The sequence below is a fragment of the Acinetobacter geminorum genome (assembly GCF_013009345.1).
GTDB classification, from domain to species: domain Bacteria; phylum Pseudomonadota; class Gammaproteobacteria; order Pseudomonadales; family Moraxellaceae; genus Acinetobacter; species Acinetobacter geminorum.
Window position 1 is genome coordinate 45,833 of record NZ_JABELE010000017.1, and the last position, 22,199, is coordinate 68,031.

Annotated in this window: 26 protein-coding genes and 1 tRNA gene; 21 read left to right on the top strand and 6 right to left on the bottom strand. The window is 37.8% G+C overall.

Features of this window, described 5'->3' with window-relative positions; all coding sequences use genetic code 11:
- Nucleotides 1-139 precede the first annotated feature (139 nt).
- The 4 genes from pabC (at nt 140) to HJG58_RS15380 (ending at nt 3,188) form a co-directional block, all read left to right on the top strand.
- Nucleotides 140-952: an aminodeoxychorismate lyase gene (gene pabC / locus HJG58_RS15365; protein WP_060464847.1), complete on the top strand. Its 813-nt coding sequence runs from the start codon at nt 140-142 to the stop codon at nt 950-952.
- Nucleotide 953: 1 nt separating this feature from the next.
- Nucleotides 954-2,024, top strand: coding sequence for an endolytic transglycosylase MltG (gene mltG / locus HJG58_RS15370; protein ID WP_170249567.1), 1,071 nt, complete (start codon nt 954-956; stop codon nt 2,022-2,024).
- A 9-nt stretch (nt 2,025-2,033) separates the two neighbouring features.
- Complete coding sequence (gene tmk / locus HJG58_RS15375) at nt 2,034-2,633, top strand: dTMP kinase (RefSeq protein ID WP_170249568.1); 600 nt, start codon at nt 2,034-2,036, stop codon at nt 2,631-2,633.
- Between the two features lie 138 nt (nt 2,634-2,771).
- A complete protein-coding gene (locus tag HJG58_RS15380; protein WP_000842533.1) occupies nt 2,772-3,188 on the top strand; it encodes a PaaI family thioesterase in 417 nt (138 codons plus the stop codon).
- 57 nt (nt 3,189-3,245) lie between these two features.
- Here HJG58_RS15380 and nadB read toward each other — a convergent pair whose 3' ends face one another.
- Nucleotides 3,246-4,889: an L-aspartate oxidase gene (gene nadB / locus HJG58_RS15385; protein WP_170249569.1), complete on the bottom strand. Its 1,644-nt coding sequence runs from the start codon at nt 4,887-4,889 to the stop codon at nt 3,246-3,248.
- 231 nt (nt 4,890-5,120) lie between these two features.
- Here nadB and HJG58_RS15390 point away from each other — a divergent pair, with 231 nt between their 5' ends.
- From HJG58_RS15390 to HJG58_RS15450, 13 genes are all read left to right on the top strand, one after another.
- A complete protein-coding gene (locus tag HJG58_RS15390; RefSeq protein WP_171545314.1) occupies nt 5,121-6,497 on the top strand; it encodes a Do family serine endopeptidase in 1,377 nt (458 codons plus the stop codon).
- A gap of 122 nt (nt 6,498-6,619) precedes the next feature.
- Nucleotides 6,620-7,075 (top strand): acyl-CoA thioesterase, encoded by a 456-nt coding sequence (locus HJG58_RS15395; protein ID WP_086265445.1) that lies wholly within the window; start codon nt 6,620-6,622, stop codon nt 7,073-7,075.
- Nucleotides 7,076-7,092: 17 nt separating this feature from the next.
- Nucleotides 7,093-7,641 carry a GNAT family N-acetyltransferase gene (locus HJG58_RS15400; protein ID WP_170249571.1) on the top strand — a complete coding sequence of 183 codons (549 nt, stop codon included), beginning with the start codon at nt 7,093-7,095 and terminating at the stop codon, nt 7,639-7,641.
- A 183-nt stretch (nt 7,642-7,824) separates the two neighbouring features.
- Nucleotides 7,825-9,642, top strand: coding sequence for a translation elongation factor 4 (gene lepA / locus HJG58_RS15405; protein WP_002118606.1), 1,818 nt, complete (start codon nt 7,825-7,827; stop codon nt 9,640-9,642).
- Between the two features lie 75 nt (nt 9,643-9,717).
- Nucleotides 9,718-10,545, top strand: coding sequence for a signal peptidase I (lepB, locus tag HJG58_RS15410; RefSeq protein ID WP_130173523.1), 828 nt, complete (start codon nt 9,718-9,720; stop codon nt 10,543-10,545).
- A gap of 24 nt (nt 10,546-10,569) precedes the next feature.
- Nucleotides 10,570-10,944 carry a DUF4845 domain-containing protein gene (locus HJG58_RS15415; protein WP_005067828.1) on the top strand — a complete coding sequence of 125 codons (375 nt, stop codon included), beginning with the start codon at nt 10,570-10,572 and terminating at the stop codon, nt 10,942-10,944.
- The gene (gene rnc, locus HJG58_RS15420) at nt 10,916-11,608 is read left to right on the top strand and encodes a ribonuclease III (RefSeq protein WP_005067830.1); all 693 of its coding nucleotides are present in this window, start codon (nt 10,916-10,918) and stop codon (nt 11,606-11,608) included. Before HJG58_RS15415 ends, rnc begins: the two co-directional genes overlap by 29 nt.
- 11 nt (nt 11,609-11,619) lie before the next feature.
- Nucleotides 11,620-12,642 (top strand): GTPase Era, encoded by a 1,023-nt coding sequence (gene era, locus HJG58_RS15425; protein ID WP_079381034.1) that lies wholly within the window; start codon nt 11,620-11,622, stop codon nt 12,640-12,642.
- Nucleotides 12,643-12,659: 17 nt separating this feature from the next.
- Nucleotides 12,660-12,863, top strand: coding sequence for an NF038104 family lipoprotein (locus tag HJG58_RS15430; RefSeq protein ID WP_005067833.1), 204 nt, complete (start codon nt 12,660-12,662; stop codon nt 12,861-12,863).
- 9 nt (nt 12,864-12,872) lie between these two features.
- Entirely contained in the window at nt 12,873-13,586 is a 714-nt protein-coding gene (recO, locus tag HJG58_RS15435) for a DNA repair protein RecO (RefSeq protein ID WP_016146115.1), read from the top strand.
- A 13-nt stretch (nt 13,587-13,599) separates the two neighbouring features.
- Complete coding sequence (pdxJ, locus tag HJG58_RS15440) at nt 13,600-14,325, top strand: pyridoxine 5'-phosphate synthase (protein WP_170249572.1); 726 nt, start codon at nt 13,600-13,602, stop codon at nt 14,323-14,325.
- Between the two features lie 6 nt (nt 14,326-14,331).
- The gene (miaE, locus tag HJG58_RS15445) at nt 14,332-14,976 is read left to right on the top strand and encodes a MiaE family protein (protein WP_170249573.1); all 645 of its coding nucleotides are present in this window, start codon (nt 14,332-14,334) and stop codon (nt 14,974-14,976) included.
- A 272-nt stretch (nt 14,977-15,248) separates the two neighbouring features.
- Nucleotides 15,249-16,007, top strand: coding sequence for an SDR family oxidoreductase (locus HJG58_RS15450; protein WP_170249574.1), 759 nt, complete (start codon nt 15,249-15,251; stop codon nt 16,005-16,007).
- 164 nt (nt 16,008-16,171) lie between these two features.
- Here the strand turns inward: HJG58_RS15450 and HJG58_RS15455 are convergent.
- A tRNA-Asn gene (locus HJG58_RS15455) sits at nt 16,172-16,247 on the bottom strand.
- A gap of 46 nt (nt 16,248-16,293) precedes the next feature.
- On the opposite strand from HJG58_RS15455, the gene HJG58_RS15460 reads away from it, so the two are divergent.
- Nucleotides 16,294-16,440 carry a hypothetical protein gene (locus HJG58_RS15460; RefSeq protein WP_170249580.1) on the top strand — a complete coding sequence of 49 codons (147 nt, stop codon included), beginning with the start codon at nt 16,294-16,296 and terminating at the stop codon, nt 16,438-16,440.
- 41 nt (nt 16,441-16,481) lie between these two features.
- Nucleotides 16,482-16,913: a hypothetical protein gene (locus tag HJG58_RS15465; RefSeq protein ID WP_017399262.1), complete on the top strand. Its 432-nt coding sequence runs from the start codon at nt 16,482-16,484 to the stop codon at nt 16,911-16,913.
- A gap of 15 nt (nt 16,914-16,928) precedes the next feature.
- Here HJG58_RS15465 and HJG58_RS15470 read toward each other — a convergent pair whose 3' ends face one another.
- A complete protein-coding gene (locus tag HJG58_RS15470; protein ID WP_068565491.1) occupies nt 16,929-17,366 on the bottom strand; it encodes a PaaI family thioesterase in 438 nt (145 codons plus the stop codon).
- 187 nt (nt 17,367-17,553) lie between these two features.
- On the opposite strand from HJG58_RS15470, the gene HJG58_RS15475 reads away from it, so the two are divergent.
- A complete protein-coding gene (locus HJG58_RS15475; protein ID WP_170249575.1) occupies nt 17,554-17,964 on the top strand; it encodes a GFA family protein in 411 nt (136 codons plus the stop codon).
- 52 nt (nt 17,965-18,016) lie between these two features.
- Here the strand turns inward: HJG58_RS15475 and HJG58_RS15480 are convergent, their stop codons facing one another.
- Complete coding sequence (locus HJG58_RS15480; protein WP_019457670.1) at nt 18,017-19,252, bottom strand: pyridoxal phosphate-dependent aminotransferase; 1,236 nt, start codon at nt 19,250-19,252, stop codon at nt 18,017-18,019.
- A 208-nt stretch (nt 19,253-19,460) separates the two neighbouring features.
- On the opposite strand from HJG58_RS15480, the gene HJG58_RS15485 reads away from it, so the two are divergent.
- Nucleotides 19,461-19,640 carry a hypothetical protein gene (locus HJG58_RS15485; protein ID WP_002118942.1) on the top strand — a complete coding sequence of 60 codons (180 nt, stop codon included), beginning with the start codon at nt 19,461-19,463 and terminating at the stop codon, nt 19,638-19,640.
- Between the two features lie 30 nt (nt 19,641-19,670).
- On the opposite strand, the gene HJG58_RS15490 is transcribed toward HJG58_RS15485, so the two are convergent.
- Together HJG58_RS15490 and HJG58_RS15495 are read right to left on the bottom strand one after the other, a co-directional pair.
- Nucleotides 19,671-21,110 carry a sensor domain-containing diguanylate cyclase gene (locus tag HJG58_RS15490; protein ID WP_170249576.1) on the bottom strand — a complete coding sequence of 480 codons (1,440 nt, stop codon included), beginning with the start codon at nt 21,108-21,110 and terminating at the stop codon, nt 19,671-19,673.
- Nucleotides 21,111-21,284: 174 nt separating this feature from the next.
- Nucleotides 21,285-22,076: an A1S_2505 family phage non-structural protein gene (locus HJG58_RS15495; RefSeq protein WP_069123836.1), complete on the bottom strand. Its 792-nt coding sequence runs from the start codon at nt 22,074-22,076 to the stop codon at nt 21,285-21,287.
- Nucleotides 22,077-22,199 lie beyond the last annotated feature (123 nt).

The following is a 22,199-nucleotide window of genomic DNA, read 5'->3' on the forward strand; positions in this document are numbered from 1 at the left end:
AAACTATTCTTAAATCTTGATATATAACGAGTTTCAAAACTAGATACGAAATCGGTATAATTTTTTAAAATCAGTCATTTATTATTTAAATGAAAGGTGGTGTATTGTTGTGCGGCTTTTAGTAAAGGATGGAACAAACATGTGGTGTTTTAAAAATGGGCAACCCGTTGAGACTATTCCTTTATTAGATCGAGCCTTTCATTATGGTGATGGATGCTTTACTACAATTCGTGTTTTTCAAAACCAAATTGAGCTTAAAGAAAGGCACTGGCAACGTCTAAAACTTGCATGTCAAAAACTGTCTTTGACTGTAAATTTTGAATTAATTGAACTGAGTTTACAGCAACTGCAAAAGCAAAACCTCGTACTCAACGGCACTTTAAAAATTGTGATTAGTCGTGGGGAAGGCGACCGTGGTTATAGCTTGCCAAAACATGAGGCTGATATTTATATCTGGTTTTATCCAAAAGCTTTAGAGCCGTTTGTGCCTGATTCTATCCAGTGTGGTGTTTTAAATCAGGCCCTAGGTTTAACTATGCCGAGCTTGGTCGGACTTAAATCTTTAAATCGCCTTGAACAAGTATTGCTAAAAAAAGAAGCAGATCAACTCGGGTGGGCTGAAGCATTAGTTACTGATGTACAAGGTTATATTGTTGAAGGGGTCAGTAGTAATTGTTTTATTCGTTTAAATGATAGATGGATTACTCCTGAACTTCGTTATAATGGCGTCCACGGTGTAATGCGGGCAGAAATTCTGGCGCGTATGCAGCACCATGGTATTGCCTGTGAAGTACGTGTGATTGAATTAGATGAAGTATCTGAAATACAAAGTCTATTCTTTTGTAATGCTTTAAACCCTATGCGAGTGGTTACTCATTTAGGCGAGAAAATGCTAGATACACAGGCATGCATAGATTTATTTCATATCCTTAACTTAAATCAGATTCATTAATATGCCGAAGCCACCTGTGAATGCGAAAGCAAAAAACGCCAAGAAAAATAACAAAAAACAAGCTCCAAAATTTTCTAAGCGATTGGTTCTAATTAGCCTTTTTATTGTTTTAATCTTTACGTTTGCGATTTTATGGTCAAGTTTGTTTAAGGCTTATCCTATCGAAGGAAAAAAACAGATGTTATCTATTACATCTGGGGAAACTTATTCTGGTTTTATTGATCGTTTGGCAAAAGAGGACAAAGTTAGCTTTCCTATCGTCTTAAAGCTTTATCAGAAGTTTATGATTCATGACAGCATGAAAGCTGGTGTGTATGAAATTGAACAAGGGATGAGCGTAAGACAAGTGTTAGAGATGTTGTCTGATGCTGATAATGCTCAGATGAACCGTGTTTTGGTGATTGAAGGTACAACTTTTAAGCAGCTTATTACTGCATTAAAAAATGATAAAAATGTAAAAAATACAATATTGGATTTACCTAATGATCAGCTTATGAAAGCGCTTGGGATTCCTTACGATCATCCAGAGGGCTTGTTCGCGCCGAATACTTATTTCTTTGCCAAAGGCGAGACTGATAAGAAAATTCTGACCGATTTATATCATCGTCAAATGAAAGCCTTAGATACAGCTTGGGCAAATCGCGCGCCGAATTTACCGTATAAAGATAAATATGAAGCATTAATTATGGCTTCTATTGTTGAGAAAGAAACGAGTTTAGACAGTGAACTTACACAAGTTTCTGGAGTTTTTGTCCGCCGTTTAAAACTTGGTATGCGTTTACAAACGGATCCAACTGTTATTTATGGAATGGGTAATAACTATAAAGGCAACATTACCCGAGAAGACCTCCGTACTCCAACACCATATAATACTTATACTATTAATGGTTTACCGCCAACTCCAATTGCTTTGCCAAGCCAAAAGGCAATTGAAGCAGCATTACATCCAGATGATTCAAATAACATCTATTTTGTTGCGACTGGTAATGGTGGACATAAATTTACGGCAAGCTTGCAAGCACATAATCAAGCTGTGCAGGATTATTTATCCGTGTTGAGATCGAAGAAATAAGGAAAAGAGATGTTTATCAGCTTTGAAGGCACGGAAGGGGTAGGTAAAACTACACTCATTCGAAAAATTCATCAGCATTTTGAAGAGCAAGGCAAACGAGTTGTTTTAACTCGAGAGCCGGGGGGTACACCGTTAGCTGAACAAATTCGTTCGATGCTTTTGGCTGTGAATCATGATGAAAATATGAGTCATGATACTGAGTTATTACTCATTTATGCAGCACGTGCTCAACACTTACAACAGGTTATTTTGCCTGCTTTAGAAGCTAATAAAATTGTATTAAGTGATCGCTTTACCGATGCGAGTTTTGCCTATCAATGTTCTGGTCGCGGTTTAAGCCAAGATAAATTACAGCTTTTAAATCAGAACTTCGTTTCACGCATGCCGGAGGTGACTTTCTGGTTAGATGCACCGATTGAACTTGGTATGAACCGTGCACGTGAACGCGGAGCTTTAGACCGTTTTGAACAAGAAAAGTTAAGCTTCTTTACTAAGGTTCGTGAAGGTTATGAAACCTTGTGGAAAGCTGAACCGGAACGGATTAAGCGAATAGATGCAACACAAAGTCCTGATCAGGTGTTTGAGCAGGCTTTGCAATATTTACGGTAAGCAATTGGATGAGCCACTCTTATAAAAATATAGGAGTGGTGAAAAATGATGTTAATTCTGATTTAAATCGTCATAGAAAATATCTGTAATTTTCTTATGCTATCTTAAATATGATTTATAGATTGAAGAATAACAAGGATGAAAAGTTCAAAAGAAGAAATCGTGGCATTTCTTGAAAAGGAATTTCCACCAAGTCTTGAACATTGCACAATTGAATCAGTCACTCCCAAAGCTGCAGTTGTTTACTATCATGTCGATCAAAGGCATCAACGCCCTGGTGGTACTATATCTGGCCCAACCATGATGACTTTGGCAGACTTTGCTTTATATATTGCGATATTAGGTGAGATTGGTATTGTTGGTTTAGCTGTGACGACCAACTTTAATATTAATTTTTTAAGAAAACCTGCAGGTGATCAAGACTTACGTAGTGAATGTAAACTCATGAAAGTCGGAAAGAGCTTGGTTGTCGGAGAGGTCTGGATTTATTCGGTCGGTCTGGATGAACCTGTGGCGCATGTGACTGCGACTTATTCAATTCCACCTAGAGCATAAATATTAAACCAAATAAAAAGCACAGCCAGAGCTGTGCTTTTTCTGTAGAAGGGCACCTTAAATATCAGTATTAACCAACGGCTGTTCTACTGCAAAATTTGGAGGAGTTAAAACCGTTTTACGAATCTCGTTCGAAGTTTCCGGATAATCGAGCGTGTAATGTAGACCACGTGATTCTTTACGTTGCATAGCACAGCGAACAATCATTTCAGATACTAAAACAAGGTTACGCAGCTCAATCAGGTTTTTGCTAACACGGTAGTCTTGATAATATTCAGTGATTTCACGCTTTAACATTTCAATACGGTGTAACGCACGTTCTAAACGTTTTGTGGTTCTGACAATACCAACGTAGTTCCACATGGTTGAACGTAACTCATCCCAGTTTTGTAAAATCACAACATCTTCATCAGGGTTGGTTACTTGTGAGTCATCCCAAGTTGGTACTTCAGGTAATTTGAAGTTTTCATCAAATTTATTTTCGATGTCTTTTGCCGCACTCATACCGTAAACGAAGCACTCAAGTAATGAGTTACTTGCCATACGGTTTGCACCATGTAAGCCTGTATAAGATGTTTCACCAATCGCATAGAGACCTTCAATATCCGTCTGGCTATTTGAGTCAACCACAACACCACCACATGTATAGTGAGCTGCTGGCACCACTGGAATCATGTCTTTGGTAATGTCGATGCCTAACTCAAGCAATCGTGCATAAAGTGTAGGGAAGTGCTCTTTAATAAATTCAGGTGATTTATGGGTAATGTCTAACCATACATGGCGAATACCGAGACGTTTGATTTCGTGGTCAATTGTACGTGCCACAATATCGCGAGGAGCTAGTTCTGCACGATCATCAAAACGCAACATAAAACGTTCGCCATCAGGTAAGCGCAAATAAGCACCTTCACCACGCATAGCTTCGGTAATTAAAAATGAGCGTGCTTGAGGATGATACAGACAAGTTGGGTGGAACTGATTAAATTCCATATTGGCAACGCGGCAACCTGCACGGAAAGCCATTGCAATACCATCACCTGTGGCAATATCTGGATTAGATGTGTACAGATAAGCTTTCATCGCACCGCCGCAAGCCAGTGCGGTGAATGGTGCAAGGAAGGTATGAACCTTTTCAGTATTTTCATCTAATGTATATAAACCAATAGCGCGATTCGCTTGGTCGGTATGGCCTAATTTATGCGAGGTGATTAAGTCAATCGCAATATAATTTTCAAAAATAGTAATATTTTTACGTTCTTTGGCACGCTCAACTAAAGTGGTTGAAATGGCTTTGCCTGTTGCATCAGCAGAATGGATAATGCGACGCTGCGAGTGACCACCTTCGCGAGTTAAGTGAAGTTGCTCATCTTCATCTAAGGTAAATTGCACGCCTTGTTTTAAAAGAAAATCAACAGAAGGGCGACCACCTTCTACGGTATGTTGTACCGCGTCCATTTCACATAAATGAGCGCCTGCAATCATAGTGTCATTAATATGCTGTTGAATAGAGTCAGTCTCATCAAGAACAGCAGCAACGCCACCTTGAGCATAAAAGGTACTTGCTTCGGTTAGAGCAGCTTTGGCTAAAACTGCAATATTAAAATGATTTGGTAACGATAAAGCCAGACTTAAACCAGCGCCGCCGCTGCCCACAATAATCACGTCAAAGTGGTGAATTGTCTGTAAATTAGGCATGTCCATTCGCATCAATTTAAAACGTCCGCTAATGACACCCCTTTTTACCTAAAAAGGCAAGAGCTTAAGCGCTCTAACTCAGAGAAAAATTGCAATTGGCTTAAAAAGTTGCAATGCGTAAAATAATCCTTGTGATGATGTATTACAAATAAACATATTGTTACGCACAACCCCAAAGCGTTGTGATACAACAGTTTTATTCTTATTCTCGTAGACCAAATTGTGGGTGAGCACCGAATGAAATCTCGCTATTTACAACAAGGAATGTATGCAGCGGTATTTACAGTTGCTGCTGTTCAAGCAAATGCTGCTGTTGATTTTTCAAACCTCGTTGAACAAGTTAGTCCAGCAGTTGTGAGTGTGAATGTCGTAAAAAAAATGACTCAGGATGAACTGTTGCAGCAGCAAGTTCCTGAAATTTTAAAACGTTTCTTTGGCAATCAGGTCATCATTCCACAGCAACGAGGTCCACAAGAAAAGACAGCTTACGGAAGTGCATTCTTTATTAGTAAAGATGGCTATTTACTCACAAACCACCATGTGATTGAAAATGCCTCTCGTATCAGCATCACTCTAAATGACCGCCGTGAAATTGATGCAACCGTAGTGGGTAGTGATGAGCGTACAGACGTTGCTTTGTTAAAGGTAAATGGAACTAACTATCCAGCTTTACGAGTAGGAAATGTTGATCGTTTACGTGTCGGAGAACCTGTTTTAGCTATTGGTTCGCCGTTTGGCTTTGACTACTCAGCTTCGGCAGGTATTGTCAGTGCAAAATCTCGGAACATGAGTGGTGAAACCTCGGTGCCGTTTATTCAAACTGACGTGGCTTTAAACCCAGGTAACTCTGGTGGTCCATTATTTAATCAAAATGGTGAAGTGGTCGGGGTAAATTCACGAATATTTAGTGGTACTGGCGGCTATATGGGCTTGTCTTTCTCTATTCCGATTGATGTAGCAATGGATGTTGCGGACCAGCTCAAAACAAAAGGTAAAGTAACGCGTTCTTATCTTGGGGTGATGATGCAAGATATTGATCGAAACCTTGCTGATGCCTATAAGTTACCAAAACCTGAAGGTGCTTTAATTACTCAAATTTCTCCGAACTCACCTGCACAAAAAGCAGGGCTAAGAGCTGGAGATGTCATTTTAAAATTAAATGGTGCGCCTGTACTTCGTACGAGTGATTTACTCTATGCATTAAACAAAGTACAGCCAAATCAAACCGTTCAGTTTGAAGTATTACGTGATGATAAAACACGCAATATTTCAGCGACTTTAACGACTGCGCCAGATGAAACACCTGCTACTGGTGCACAAGGTGCTGCATCTAAAGGGCCAGTTTTAGGCATGAGTATTCGTGATCTAGCTGAACCGGAAAAAAATGCGTTGAGCGTGAAAGGGGGGATTTATGTACAAGATGTTCGCCGTGGCGGTTTAGCATCATTGTCGAATATCATTCCAGGTGATGTGATTACTCAAGTCAATAATAACCAAATTTTAAATAGTCAGGATTTTGCAAAAGTTGTTTCTAACTTGCCGAAAAATACCGTAGCACGTGTTGCTATTATTCGTCAGGGACAGCGCGCGATGCTTGGTTTACGTATTCAATAGTCCTCAACCCAATCAATAAGCCACCCTGGAAATGGGTGGTTTTTGTTATTTATCTTGAGCGTTTAGCGATATCTACCTACACTTATTTCAGTTTTAAGGTTAATAAATAAGAGTGTTCATTTGTGAGTAGTATTTTTGATTTACATATTCAGGTACAGCCACATCACATTGATGCGTTGGGACATGTAAATAATGTGATGTATGTTCAATGGATGCAAGATGTAGCTGCTGCCCATGTTGAAACTTTGGGAGTAGGGGTAACTAAGTATCTTGAGTTAAAACATGCAATGGTCGCGGTTGAGCATCATGTGCAATATCGTAAAGCTGCATTTGAAGGCGAACAAATCGTATTACGTACATGGTTAGATGACATTAATGCACTTTATTCGTTCCGCCAGTATGTGTTTTTTCGTCCATCAGATCAGGCCGTATTATTTGTTGGGAATACCAAATGGGCATGTATTGAAATTGCTACTGGACGTCCAAAACGAATGTCGCCAACTTTTACCCATGCATACAAGCCGCTTGACTCAAGCATAAATCCTTACGATTTTACCGTTTCGTATGATCGCAAGTAAAAAAGAGAGGCTGGAATTTGGAGTATTTATTTTCTATAGAAACAGATCGATTAATCTTAAGTGACCTTACAGAAACTGATAAAAATTTTATCTTTGAATTATTTTCAAATTCAAGCGTACTCGAATTTTATGATTTAGAAGCCTTTACTTTATTGGAAGAAGCTGAGGCTTTAATTGAAAAAATGCATAAAAAATGGAATCAACAGCTAGGTTTTAGGCATGCTATTTGTCTTAAAAAAGATGGAACTATGTTGGGAACATGTGGTGTAAATACTATCAAACAAATTGGTGATGATTTTGCGGTTGTTATTGGTTATGAGCTTCATCCTAATGCATGGGGTAAGGGATATATGCAAGAGGCTCTTGTAGGGCTCATCCAGTATTTGAAACAAGGCAGATTATTCCAAAAACAAATAAAATATGTTTGGGCTGAAATATTTGAACAGAACATTAGATCTCAACAAGTCGTGCAGAAACTCGGATTTGAATTGATTGGGGATATAGCTAATGAAACTGGCAATAATTTATCTGCAAGCTTACTTAAGTTCGAGTTAAAACTGTTCTGATTTAAAGACTCTTCAAAGATAAATAGTTTGTTATATTGAGAAGTTTAAAAAGCTTTTTTAAAAGAAAGAATTTATATCTTTTTCATATCGGCAATCTGTTATAATGTCACGCAATTTATTTAACCGCTTTGGCTGTGTATTAAAGCAAGCTACATAGCACTCTATATTTTCTCAAGGTAACCCATGGCGCAAGCTAAAAAATCCGTCGATATCAAAAATATACGAAATTTCTCGATTATTGCCCACATTGACCATGGTAAGTCTACATTGGCTGACCGTTTTATTCAGATGTGTGGCGGTCTACAAGATCGTGAAATGCAAGCCCAAGTCTTAGACTCAATGGAGCTTGAGCGTGAACGTGGGATTACCATTAAAGCCGCTTCTGTCACGCTGTACTACACCCATCCAAATGGTCAGGAATACCAACTTAACTTTATTGATACGCCTGGGCACGTTGACTTCTCCTATGAAGTTTCTCGTTCATTAGCTGCGTGTGAAGGTGCACTATTGGTTGTAGATGCAGCACAAGGTGTTGAAGCTCAATCAGTTGCAAACTGTTATACAGCAATTGAACAAGGTCTAGAAGTTCTTCCTATTCTAAATAAAATTGATTTACCACAGGCTGAACCTGAACGTGTAATTCATGAAATTGAAGAAATTATCGGGATTGAAGCGACAGATGCACCAACCTGTTCAGCAAAAACTGGTTTAGGTGTTGAAGGTGTACTCGAGCGTTTAGTCGATGTTATTCCGGCGCCAGAAGGTGATCGTGAAGCACCATTACAAGCATTAATTATCGACTCATGGTTTGATAACTACTTAGGCGTAGTTTCTCTTGTTCGTATTAAACAAGGTCGTATCCGCAAGGGCGACAAAATGTTGGTTAAATCGACAGGACAAACTCATCCGGTCACGTCTGTAGGTGTATTTAATCCTAAGCATACTGAAACAGATATTCTTGAAGCTGGTGAAGTAGGTTTTGTTATTGCTGGTATTAAAGATATTTTTGGTGCGCCAGTAGGTGACACAATTACTCTTGCTTCTACACCAGACGTTGCAACTTTACCAGGTTTCAAAAAGGTTAAACCACAAGTATATGCTGGTCTTTTCCCGATTGATGCCAGTGACTTTGAACCATTCCGTGAAGCATTACAAAAATTACAGATTAATGATTCGGCTTTATTCTTTGAACCAGAAAGTTCAGATGCTTTAGGCTTTGGTTTCCGTTGTGGCTTCTTAGGCATGCTACATATGGAAATTGTACAAGAGCGTTTAGAACGTGAGTACGATCTTGATCTCATCAGTTCTGCACCTACTGTAATTTATGAAGCATTAACCAAGAAAGGCGAAACGATTTACATCGATAGTCCATCAAAAATGCCAGATGGATCGACTGTAGAAGATTTACGTGAACCAATTGCGGAGTGTCATATCCTTGTTCCTCAAGAATATTTAGGGAACGTAATGACACTATGTATCGAACGTCGTGGTGTACAAAAAGATATGAAATTCTTGGGTAACCAAGTTTCTATTACATTTGAAATCCCGATGGCTGAAGTCGTTATGGATTTCTTTGACAGATTAAAGTCATGCTCTCGTGGCTTTGCATCTTTAGACTATAACTTTGTACGTTTTGAAAGTTCAGCTTTAGTTAAGGTTGATGTGTTAATTAATAGCGAAAAGGTTGATGCCTTGGCTATGATTTGTCACCGTAATGATGCACGCCATCGTGGTATTGCATTGGTTGAGAAAATGAAAGACTTAATTCCTCGCCAAATGTTCGATGTTGCTATTCAGGCAGCAATTGGTGCGCAAATTATTGCCCGTTCTACCGTAAAAGCGATGCGTAAAAACGTATTGGCAAAATGTTATGGTGGTGACGTTTCGCGTAAGAAAAAACTACTTTCTAAACAAAAAGAAGGTAAGAAACGTATGAAACAAGTGGGAAGTGTTGAAATTCCACAAGAAGCGTTCTTGGCTGTATTGAAAGTAGAAAGATAAGAAATGAGGGTGGGGGAAGTGAACAATTTCCTTTCCCCACTGTAATACAAGCAGCGAGGCTGCGAGTGAGGTCATGTGGATTTTGATTTTAATTTAATTCTTGTTCCAGTTACGCTGATTCTATTTGCAGTGTGGTTGTTAGATAAACTTGTATTAAAACAGCGTGCAAATAAAGGACGCGGGAACGAAAATTTTGTCATTACATGGGCCTATGACTTTTGGCCGGTTTTAGCTGTAGTACTTATACTCCGTTCATTTCTTTATGAACCATTTAATATTCCATCGGACTCTATGGTGCCAACTTTAGAAACTGGTGATTTTATTCTGGTGAATAAATTTGATTATGGTGTACGTTTACCTATCGTTAATAAGAAAATTATTGACGTAGGTGAACCGAAGCGTGGTGATGTAATTGTATTCCGTTATCCACCTCAACCGACTATTAGCTATATTAAACGTGTAATCGGTTTACCTGGCGATCATATTGTTTATGACCATGGGCAATTAATTATTAATGGGCAAAAAGTACCGAAAGTATTAACACAGTTCAGTCGTGAAAAAGATGTGATGGATACGCCAACGTCTATTTATCATAAAGAGACGATTGGTGAGCATACCTTTACGATGCGTGAGCTTGAAGGCGTAAATGTGGCGCGCCAAGCACCGTTTATCAACTATGTTGAAAATGGTAAATATGCGAACCAAGACGGTTTATATTGGGAAGTGACTGTACCAAAAGGACATTACTTTGCAATGGGGGATAACCGCGATCAAAGTGCAGACAGTCGTTTCTGGGGGTTCGTTCCTGAAGAAAACTTAACAGGACGAGCATTCTACGTGTGGATGCATAAAGAACCGGGTTTACACCTTCCTAACTTTAGCCGAAATGGAAAAATAGATTAAAAACAACCATTAGGAAAAAAAGAAATGCGTAAGGCACAACAGGGTACTTCGTATTTAGCAATTTTATTTGGGGTGGTTATATTTGCGATTGCAGTAAAAGCTGTACTTGCAGTTTGGCCAGCATATTGGGATGATCGGCTGATTAATAATCAGATAGAAGAGCTTTTACAAGAAAGCTCTTCTGAGATCACACCACAAAAGTTTGTAACACAAATGGATCAGCGACTCGAAATGAACAATATTCGTGATCTCCACTTTAAAGAGATCGCTCAAGTGTTTAATCAGTCAGGTCTAACGGTCAAAAAGAAATATGAAGTAAGAAAACCTTTCTTATTCAATATTGATTTAGTTTTAACATTTGAGAAGAGTTTTGATAAAACATCAGTTCAAACTAAGTGATCCTCGCTTACTGAGTCGAATCGGATATCAATTTAAGCAGCTTGAATTGTTACAGTTAGCTTTGACTCATCGTTCGGTGAGTCACAAATACAATTACGAGCGCTTAGAGTTTCTCGGCGATTCATTATTAGGCATGATAATCGCTAATTATCTATATCATGCCTATCCAAATGAAAATGAAGGTCGTCTCACGCGTATGCGTGCGACCTTAGTTCGTCAAGAAGCATTAGGTAAGATTGCAACAGATTTGCAACTTAGTCGGTGTTTAATATTAAGTACAGGCGAGTTGAAATCTGGTGGTCATCATCGTGAGTCAATATTAGCAGATACGGTAGAAGCGATTATTGGTGCAATTTATCTTGATAGTGGTGATCTCAACTTACTTAAAGATATTGTGCTAAAATGGTACATACCCTATTTAGACCATATAGAACCTACGGATCAACTCAAAGATCCGAAATCACGTTTACAAGAGTATCTACAAGCACGTAAAAAACCTCTCCCTGTTTACGAGGTTGTAGATATTCAGGGTGATGCACCTCATCAGCACTTTAAAGTGGAATGTGTGGTAGATGGTTTACCGAAGATTTATGGTGAGGGTTCAAGTCGTCGTTTTGCCGAGCAGGCAGCAGCGGCGGAAATTTTAAAGTTATTGGAGCAATAACCTGCATGTCGATGCATTCTGATCAAATCAATCCAGATTCAAATGAAAACCAAGATCCTAATAATCTGATTGATCAATTTTTTAGTTCCAAAGGCGTAACAATCCCTTCGGATTTTAAGAGCGGATTTGTGGCGATTGTGGGACGTCCAAATGTGGGTAAATCTACCCTCATGAACCATTTATTGGGTCAAAAGCTCTCTATTACTTCGCGTAAACCTCAAACAACACGTCATAAAATTATTGGTATTGATTCGCGCGAAAAGATGCAGGCGGTATATGTAGATACCCCAGGTATGCATAAAAAAGAAGTGCGTGCTATTAATAAAATGATGAACCGTGCTGCTCATTCTGCATTACGTGACGTTAACTTAGTTTTATTCGTTATTGATGCTTATAAGTGGACTCAAAACGACGATTTAGTGCTTGAAAAACTCAAGAACGCTGAAATGCCAGTTATTTTGGTCATTAATAAGGCGGACACTTTTGAAGATAAAAGAGAGATTCTTCCTCTCATTCAAGAACGTGCCAAACTTATGAATTTTGCTGAGATTGTTCCTGTTTCTGCTTTGCGTGGTGCAAACTTAGAACACTTGAGTGAAACGATTGAGAAGTACCTTCCTTACCAACCACCATTGTATTCATTTGATCAGATTACTGACCGCTCTGAACGCTTCTTGGCAAGTGAAATTATTCGTGAAAAAATCATGCGTCAGTTGGGTGAAGAGCTTCCTTATGATTTAACAGTACAAATTGAATCTTTTAAAACGGAAGAAGCAACTGTTAATGAAAAAACTGGTCGTTTAAAACCAGCTTGTACCTATATCGATGCAACGATTTTTGTAGACCGCGCTGGTCAAAAAGCCATTGTGATCGGTGAAAAAGGTGCCAAGCTTAAAACGATTGGTATGGATGCTCGTAAAGACATGGAAAAAATGTTTGAGCAAAAAATTATGCTCACACTTTGGGTAAAAGTGAAGGGTGGCTGGTCTGATGATGAGCGTGCTCTAAAAAGCTTAGGGTATAGTGATATCTAAAGGATAAGGATGCTGGTATGAAAACAATTACATCGTTAATTGCTATAGTTGGATGTACATTGATGTTACAAGGTTGTGTATATAAGCTTGTAACCGTACCAGTAGGTATCGCCTATAAAACTACTAAAGGTGTAGTTAAAGGTACAGCAGCTGTTGTAGGTGCTGTTATTCCTGATGGTGATGATGAGGATGACAAAAAAGAAAAAGAATCTGAGGAATAGATTCTTTTTATGATGCGCAATGAAGTCCTCCATGGATATATGATTCATCACCGTAAGTACCGTGAAAAAAGTCATATTGTGCATCTTTTTACTCAGGAATATGGGCGAGTCGATGGCATCTTAAGGCAGACTCCCCCCCCTCAATATCAGCCTATTCGGCTACAAGCCACGGGTAAAAGTGAACTCAAAAATTTTACTAAGCTGGAAATATTAAATCAGCCTGTTTTCTTTTTTGGTGATGCTTTTTTTGCTGGTTTTTATCTAAATGAAATTGTTCTTAGACTTTGCCCATTAGAAGAGGCAATGCCGCAATCTTTTGAGCAATATCAATTAACTTTGCTTCAATTACAGCAATTATCTTCCCATGAAAATCCTGATCTTTTTCTGAGACAGATTTTGCGTCAGTTCGAACATGTTTTACTTCCTGAGTTGGGTTATGCGATTGATTTCTCAATTGATACTCAACAACAGCCAATACAGGCTCACCAGTTTTATCAATTTCAGGTGACTGAAGGTTTTGCGCCCGTTGTTCAGGCAAGCCGTTCCTCATTGTCAGGTAAAGCAATTTTATCTATGTTGGATTATGAGCAAGGTCAGGATTTTTCTCACGAACAATTGCAATTATTAGGTAAACTATACCGTCAAATGATTACATCGCTTTTAGGAGATCGTCCCCTAAAAAGTCGACAATTGTGGATTCAAAATACTCAAACTCAATCGTAATTAGGATTTATTTATGGCTGCATTGCTTGGTGTAAACATAGACCATGTTGCTACTTTGAGACAGGCGCGCGGTACTACTTATCCAGACCCTGTAGAAGCTGCTCTTATTTGTGAACAAGCTGGTGCAGAGGGGATTACTTTGCATTTGCGTGAAGACCGTCGCCATATTCAAGATGATGACGTACGCCGTATGCGTCCATTATTAAAAACCCGTATGAACCTAGAGTTGGCTGTTACTGATGAAATGGTTGAGTTTGCGAAAGAAATTCAGCCTCAGCACGTGTGTTTTGTGCCAGAAAGACGCCAAGAAGTAACAACTGAAGGTGGTTTGGATGTAGTGGGTAACTTTGAAAAAGTTAAAGCTGCAACTCAAACTTTAGCGGCTATTGGTTGCGATGTATCATTATTTATTGATGCTGATTTAGCTCAAATTGATGCAGCAGTTGCGTGTGGCGCACCTACGATTGAGTTGCACACGGGTGCATATGCAGATGCGGAAACAGAGCAGGATCAACAAGCTGAGTTGGCGCGTATTATCAAAGGCGTTGAATATGCAGCTTCAAAAGGTTTGGTTGTAAATGCTGGTCATGGCCTTAACCTTAAAAATATTGCACCAATTGCAGCTATTCCACAAATTCATGAATTAAACATTGGTCATTCAATTATTGCTGAAAGTATTTTTGTAGGTCTGGTTCAAGCTGTTAAAGATATGAAAACCGCGATTAAGGCCGCAGGATAGTTGGTTATGTCGAGTATCAATTACGATGATTTAATGCAACCTGTGATCGCCTTTTTAGGTTGTCAAACACCAAAAGCATGGTTGGATGAAGCAATCAATAATTTAGATATCTTGATGCAAGATCATGCTAATTGTGAAAAGAAAGCAGCTAGTACAGCAATGAACTTAATGTTCCGTTATAGCTTCTTTCCTGACTTACAAATAAAACTTGCTCAGCTTGTACGAGAAGAAATGCTTCACTATGAACAAGTGCTTGAGCTTATGGCTAAGCGTGGTCAAGAGTGGACTGGTTTAAGTGCCGGACGTTATGCAGGTGGATTACGTAAAGAGATTCGTACGTATGAACCTGAAGCTTTAATTGATGTGCTGGTGATTGGTGCATTCGTAGAGGCTCGTTCATGTGAGCGTTTTTATGCACTTGCTCCGCGTGTAGATGATGAGTTAGGACGTTATTATCGATACTTGCTTAAGTCAGAGTCTCGTCATTTTGAAGACTATCTCGCCCTTGCGCTTGATGTGGCAAAAACTGCAAAAATGAAAGATCCTAAAGAGGATATTCAGCAGCGAATTGATCATATCCGTGAAGTTGAAAAGAATCTGATTTTAACGCCAGATAATACTTTCCGTTTTCATAGTGGTATCCCTGCTTAGTCTTGGATGTCTCAAACAAAAAAGTTTACCTTTCACGGTAAACTTTTTTATTAGGTGAACATTATCTCTTAGACAGTAAGCATGCTCTGCTTTTAGTTTTTTAATACATATAATTATTTAATAAATATATTTTTTATAGATTTTAATTTCTCTTAAAATTTTTAAAAAACTTTTATTTTTTTAGGCTAATAATAAATATTGTGTAAATATAAAGGCTGATATGTTCATCATGAGTTCAACTGAAATAGTTGATCATTTCTAAGGATATAAGAATGTTAGCATTAGTTACAGGCGCATCGGCAGGTTTTGGTTATAGCATTTCAAAAAAGCTGCTTGAGCTAGGATATAAAGTTATTGGCTGTGGAAGACGAGCAGAAAAACTAGAAGAACTAAAACAAGAACTTGGAGAGAAATTCTACCCATTAGTATTTGACATGACGGATACGGCAGAAAATATAAATAAGGCATTGCTTGATTTGCCAGCCGAATTTCAAATCGGTCAAATTGATTTATTGGTGAATAATGCTGGATTGGCATTGGGATTGGAACCAGCAGATAAAGCAGAATTAGATGATTGGTATACGATGATTGATACCAATGTAAAAGGGCTTGTTACGATTACCCGACTAATTTTACCAAGTATGGTAAAGAAAAAATCAGGTTTAATCATTAATATGGGCTCTATTGCAGGTACATACCCATACCCAGGGGGCAATGTGTATGGAGCAACCAAAGCATTTGTGGAGCAATTTAGTCTAAATCTTCGTGCTGATTTGGCCGGTACTGGTGTGCGCGTAACTAATATTGAACCAGGGTTGTGTGGAGGTACTGAATTTTCGCTTGTGCGTTTTAAAGGTGATGAGGATAAAGTAAACAGCCTATATGATAAAAAGAATCCACTCTTGCCTGAAGATATTGCAAATACGGTAGCTTGGATTGCTTCACAACCTCCACACATTAATATTAATCGTATTGAAATGATGCCGACCACCCAATCTTTTAATCCTTTAAAAGTGGTTGAAGTCGAATAATAACTTGAGAATAGATTCTTTAGAGTTAAATTGGACCCTTAAACCTAACAAAGACTCTAATAAAAAATTAAATCCTCTATCTGCTGATAGAGGATTTTTTTATAGTTATTGATAAATTTATGGCAAAAAAAAGCCCGCTTTAATGCTGCGGGCTTTTTAGTATTTGGCTCTCCCACCTGGGCTCGAACCAGGGACCTGCGGATTAACAGTCCGTCGCTCTACCGACTGAGCTATGGGAGAATCTGCATGCGATTATAAGGAGATTTTGAGAAGGGTCAAGTCTAAATTGCCATGTTTACTTCATTTTTGTGTCGTATGCTTTTTATTTGATCAGTTGAGTGATGAGTTAAGAAATTACTTGCACTTTAAAAAATCAATTGCTAGATTCAAAAAAGAACAAGCGTTTGGAGAAATCCAAACAGTGTGGATTTAAACCAACTTGCCAGCACTAAAATGGCTAAATCGGAGATAAGTATGAAAACGCTTACGATCGCTTCTATTTTTTCTAATTTTGATTTCTATCAACACAATTATCTGAATATCTTAAATCAATCAGAATCTTATTACACACCCGTAGAAAGTGCATGGATTAATACTTATCCTTTCAAAAAGCAGAATTTGTATTTAGGCGATTTATTGCAGCTTTGGTTTAGCTCTAAATGGAATGTGCATAATTCACTTAAGATTTTAAAAAGCTCGAAACTACTAAACTCCTCTGAATCTTTATATATTTTCCAATTAGAAGGTGAGTTATTGCTGGGTAAAAATAAAGTTTTAGCTTGGTCTGTAGAGCATCAAGAAATTATAGAGCTCCAACTTAAAAATATTTGGGCGCCGTATGTGATTGCACAAACTTGTAAACGTCCAGATAATTCAGGTGATTCAATAAAAAAGGCAGCGGTTTAAGGCTGCCTTTAATCATTATGGGCGAATAATCATGCAGGTTGCTGTTGCATAGGCATACAGTTTGCCTTCCTCATCAATGATCTTTCCTTCAGAAATACCTAAATTTTTACTTAAATTAATAACTTTGCCTGTTGCAATTAAAGCCTGATTTTGGGGAATAGGGCGGCACATTTTTACGTTAAGGTCGATTGTGCCGTAACCTACACCCGCAGGTAACATCGTATGTACTGCACAGCCAGTCACTGAATCTAGGACTGTAGCAGCAAAACCGCCATGTACTCCACCGAGTGGATTTAGATGGTTTTGATCTGCTTGGGCTTTAAAAGTAACAGATCCTTCCGAAATTTCAGTAGGTTGCATAGGTATGGTTTTACTAATACTTGCAGGTGGAATATGGCCTTCTATCATAGCTTGTAAAAATTCTAGACCAGTCATTTCCATCGGATTTTTCATTTTTTGAGTCCTTAAATCAATAAAGTTCTAAAATGGAACTTGATGTTAAGTTAGGCGTTAAAACTTCTATTGTCAAGTTAACAAATACAAGAAATATGGGCCACTTTATAGTTTATAAACTTGTAAATTTTGGTTGAGCAGAATATTTTATAACTCTAAAAATATAAATTTAGTATGGAAAATAATAATGAATGGTCAATGTTTGTGTGGAGAAACAACTTTTGAAGTTGAATTAAAAAATCATGATGTACATGTTTGTCATTGTTCAATGTGTCGTCGACAAACGAGTGGTGTCATTATGACGATTGATGTTGTCAAAGGTAGTCTTAAGTTTAATCAGCAAAAACATCTGAGTATCTTTAACTCTTCTGAATGGGGTGAAAGAGGTTTTTGTAATGCTTGTGGAACAACAATTTTTTGGAGAACAAAAGATCAAAGTTACTGCAATATCAATGCATTTTCTTTAGATGAACCAGTAAAAGACTTGAAGCTGGATATAGAAATTTTTATTGATTCAAAGCCTGATTTTTATAATTTTCAAAATGATACAAAGAAATTGACCGAGGCTGAGGTTGCCGCTTTATTTAACTTAGAATAATTTTAATTATAAAAAAAGGCCTCAACTTTGAGGCCTTTTTTATATTTTTAAATTATTTGGCAGCTTTTTCAGCTTCGATTGATGCAATCGCAGCATCAACACCTTCGATTGATTCAGCAGCTTTTTTGATACGTGCTAATGCATCAACAAGTACTTCGTCCGCAGTTGCATATGAAATACGCATAAAACCGCCTAAACCAAATGCATCACCAGGAACAACTGCTACGCCAGTTTCTTCAAGTAACCATTCAGAAAATTCTGTGCAAGACTTTAAGCCTTTTGCACGAATAAGAGGACGAATGTTTGCATAAGCGTAGAATGCGCCATCAGCAGGTAAGCAAGAGATCCCCTTGATGTCGTTTAAGCCGTTTACAACTAAGTCATGACGACGTTTAAACGCTTCAATCATTGGTTCTAAAACATCTTGTGGACCATTCAATGCAGCTTCAGCAGCAACTTGTGAAATAGAAGTTGGGTTAGAAGTTGACTGTGATTGGATCTTTTTCATTGCACCAATGATTTTTGCTGGACCGGCTGCATAGCCAATACGCCAACCTGTCATTGCATATGCTTTAGAAACACCGTTTAAAACAATTGTGCGGTCATATAAATCTGGAGCAACAGTTGCGATATTGTAGAACTCGTCTTCCCAACGAATCGGTTCATACATATCGTCAGATGCAACAAATACTTGTGGATGACGACGTAAAACTTCAGCTAAAGCTTCTAATTCAGCTTTGCTATAAATCATGCCTGTTGGGTTAGATGGGCTGTTTAATACTACTAAACGAGTGTTAGGTGTAATAGCAGCTTCTAATTGTTCAGGAGTGATTTTGAAGCGTTGATCTTCACCACATTTCACAATGACTGGAGTACCTTCAGCAATAATGACCATATCTGGATAGCTTACCCAGAAAGGTGCTGGAATGATAACTTCATCGCCTTTGTTTAATAGAGCAAGTGCCAAGTTAAAGAAACTTTGCTTACCACCACATGAAACCAAAATCTGGTTTGCTTGATAATCAAGATTATTATCACGCTTCAATTTAGCAATAATTGCTTTTTTTAACCCAGGAGTACCATCTACAGCCGTATATTTGGTGAAACCATTATTAATCGCTTCAATTGCAGCATCTTTGATGTGTTGAGGGGTATCAAAATCTGGCTCGCCAGCACCTAAACCAATCACGTTCTTGCCAGCAGCTTTAAGTTCAGCAGCTTTGTTAGTTACAGCAAGTGTAGGGGACGGTTTGATAGCATTGACACGATCAGAAAGACGTACGTCCACGGCAATATTCCTCTTATGGGATTAAAAAATAAAAAGCATACTATCTTATCGCAAAAATTAAGCAATTTGCGGATACGGGTATGTTTAGATGTAAAAAAGTTTAATTTAAGAAGGTTCTTGTTGCTGTTTTACTCAATTGAAGCTTTTTTGAAAAGAAATGATAAAAATCATTTATAATAGACCGCAATCGAAATTTCGAGAATGAATCATGACTGAGCAACAGCCAAAACAGAAAAAGGCTTTGGTGAAATTGCCATTTCCAATGCCGAATGAAAGTAATCAAGCAGATGATGCGGTCCACAATCAAGTGCGTCCAAAACCAGAGCAATACGCGGATAGAACATGGATGCCTCCACGTGGTACCCGTCGTTCTATGGGAAAACGCTAATTTTGAAAAACAGGCAATATGCCTGTTTTTTTATTGATTAAATAAAATTTCTTGATAATAACTTTTTTTCTTTTGATACATGTGATGGTCTGCTCGTTTTAGCATGTCCTCAATTTGTTCATTTGTTTGAGTGGTTGCATGTCCAATCGCAATACTAACTGGATGGCTTGAATAATATTGATTGTCGATATTAAAAAGCTCTTGAATCGTTTGAAGCATAATTTGAACGTTCGCTTCATCTGCACCTGGCATTAAGATCACGAACTCATCACCACCGATTCTAGATGCGGTATACGCTGTATTCGAAATAGCCTGACTTAAAATATTTCCAACACGGCGTAATAAACCATCTCCAATATCATGCCCAAACTGGTCATTTGTTTCTTTTAGACCATTCATATCTAAAAAAATTGAAGAAACAGGACGAATAATACTTCGGTTTAAACGATTTAGTTCCTCTGTAAAAAAAGCACGGTTATATAGTTTGGTCAGGACGTCGTGTTGCCCTAAATATTCAAGGTAGTTTTCCGCTTTTTTTCGTGCAGTAATATCTGTTAGTGCAACTTGTACCAGCCCCCAAGTATCTTCATATCCGGGAAAAACGGTAAATTGAAGCAACACATTTCTTATTTGGCCATCTAAAGCGTAGTTAACAGCCTCACGTTTATGATGGATATTCCCTTGCCACAATTCGATGAGTTGCTCCCGAAAGGTCTCAATCATTTCTTCAGCAAAAATCTTATGTGTATTTCTTAAAAGTGTGGATTTATCAGGAGCTTTAAACAAATCCATTGTGGCCTGATTAACATCTAAAATTAAAATATCTTCTATACATTGGCGCACAAATTCAGGATGAACATCTAGAAAAGTTCTGAAATCTTCAATTCCTAATAGCCTAAGTTGATCAATTCTATTTTTTATACGGCTGAAATCCTCAACCCACAACGAAGTAGGCGAGTAGATAAACATAGACTCAGCTAAGCGACGATTTTTTTCTTCCTGACGCAGTGCATTTTGATAAGGGGTAATATCTTCTGTAGTAATTAATACACGTTCAAAGGTAGATTCAGAACCAGGTAAAATGGAACCTCTTAACTGAACATCAATACGTTTGCCTGATAAGGTGTAATTCACAGTAGTGCTTGAAAAATGGGTTTTACCATTCCATAACTCTTCAAGCTCATAAATATGTGATTCGAACATTTCCTTTTTAAAAATAAGATTCAAATTCGAATATAGTTCTTCGTGTGTTGTTGCTTCAAAAAGTTCTAAAGTTTTTTGATTAACGCGAATAATTTTAATTTTATGAGCACATTCGATAACTAAATGTTTATTTTGATTTAAAAATTCGTGGAGGTTTTCAATACCTTGATTTCTCCATAAATTAAACTGTTGTTTAACTTCACTGAAATCCTCAATCCACATTGGTATGGGGCTAAGGTCAAAAATCGAAGAATCTAAAGTTTCCATATGTTTCTTTAAGTATTCAGTTTGCCTTAAAGTATAATGAGAAAAATTAAGATTTGGGAGGATAAAGAGTTAAATATATTAGAATAATTAAAAATAAAAGGATTAAATGTAAGTAAAAATAAAATAGTGAGAAAGCAGAGATTATCTGCTTAGCTCATAAATTTATAAGAAAACTTAACGATTAATAGGGTGATCAATATTTTTTTCACCACGCCATAATTTGATAAAATCTTGCTCATCAAAATCATAAAGCTCCATCAGTGCAACAACAGCACTTACAAAAATCATGGCACCTTCAGAGTTTCCATGAAGATTGAAAATTTTACCGTTCAGCTTCCCTAAAATATCACTAAGCTCATGATCACGGCCTCGTCCATAACGATCTCGTGGATATAACTCTTCATTTAAAACAATAAGTGCTATCGCTTTTTCAGCATCTGATAAATCAGTTTTATCTAAAGCTTCTTCAAAAGATTCACTGCCATGATTAAAGTAAAAAATAACTTCATCATTAATGAAACTTTGTACCATCTTTTGAGTCAAAGTCGGAAATTGAGATACCGCATTATCTTCCACGTAGGGTTTAAATGATTCCGGAAAAATAACGTTGTGATGAATCCCTCTAAAAAGAGGAGCGATTTCGGAAACTTTATAACCAGCAATGCCACAACCTAATGCCGTGACAAAATATTTCATTTTAGGATGATTTTTTGCATAAATTTTGAAGTCTTCAACATAATGCTCAATTTGTGAAAGAGGCATTTGTTGAATATGTTCATTTAAAGTTGGAATTGCAAAGCTTTGGCCTGCCCAGCCACGACCTACACCTTCAACTGCTCCGAAGTGCTGACTTGCAACACGTGCTGCACCACTACTGTGTTGTCCAGCAAGATTACTTCCAAATACAAAAACTGTATCTTCGGGAAGTTCAGTTACAATACTTTCATCATGATATTGATAGGTCATGGTTATACTTTTTGTTTAATGGTTAGCTTCATGTTGCAACCGATTAGGGTATTGGTCAAGTGTTAAGATGCTTAATCTTTTACATTGAATTTCCAGCTCAATTTAGACTTTAAATTAAGAGAA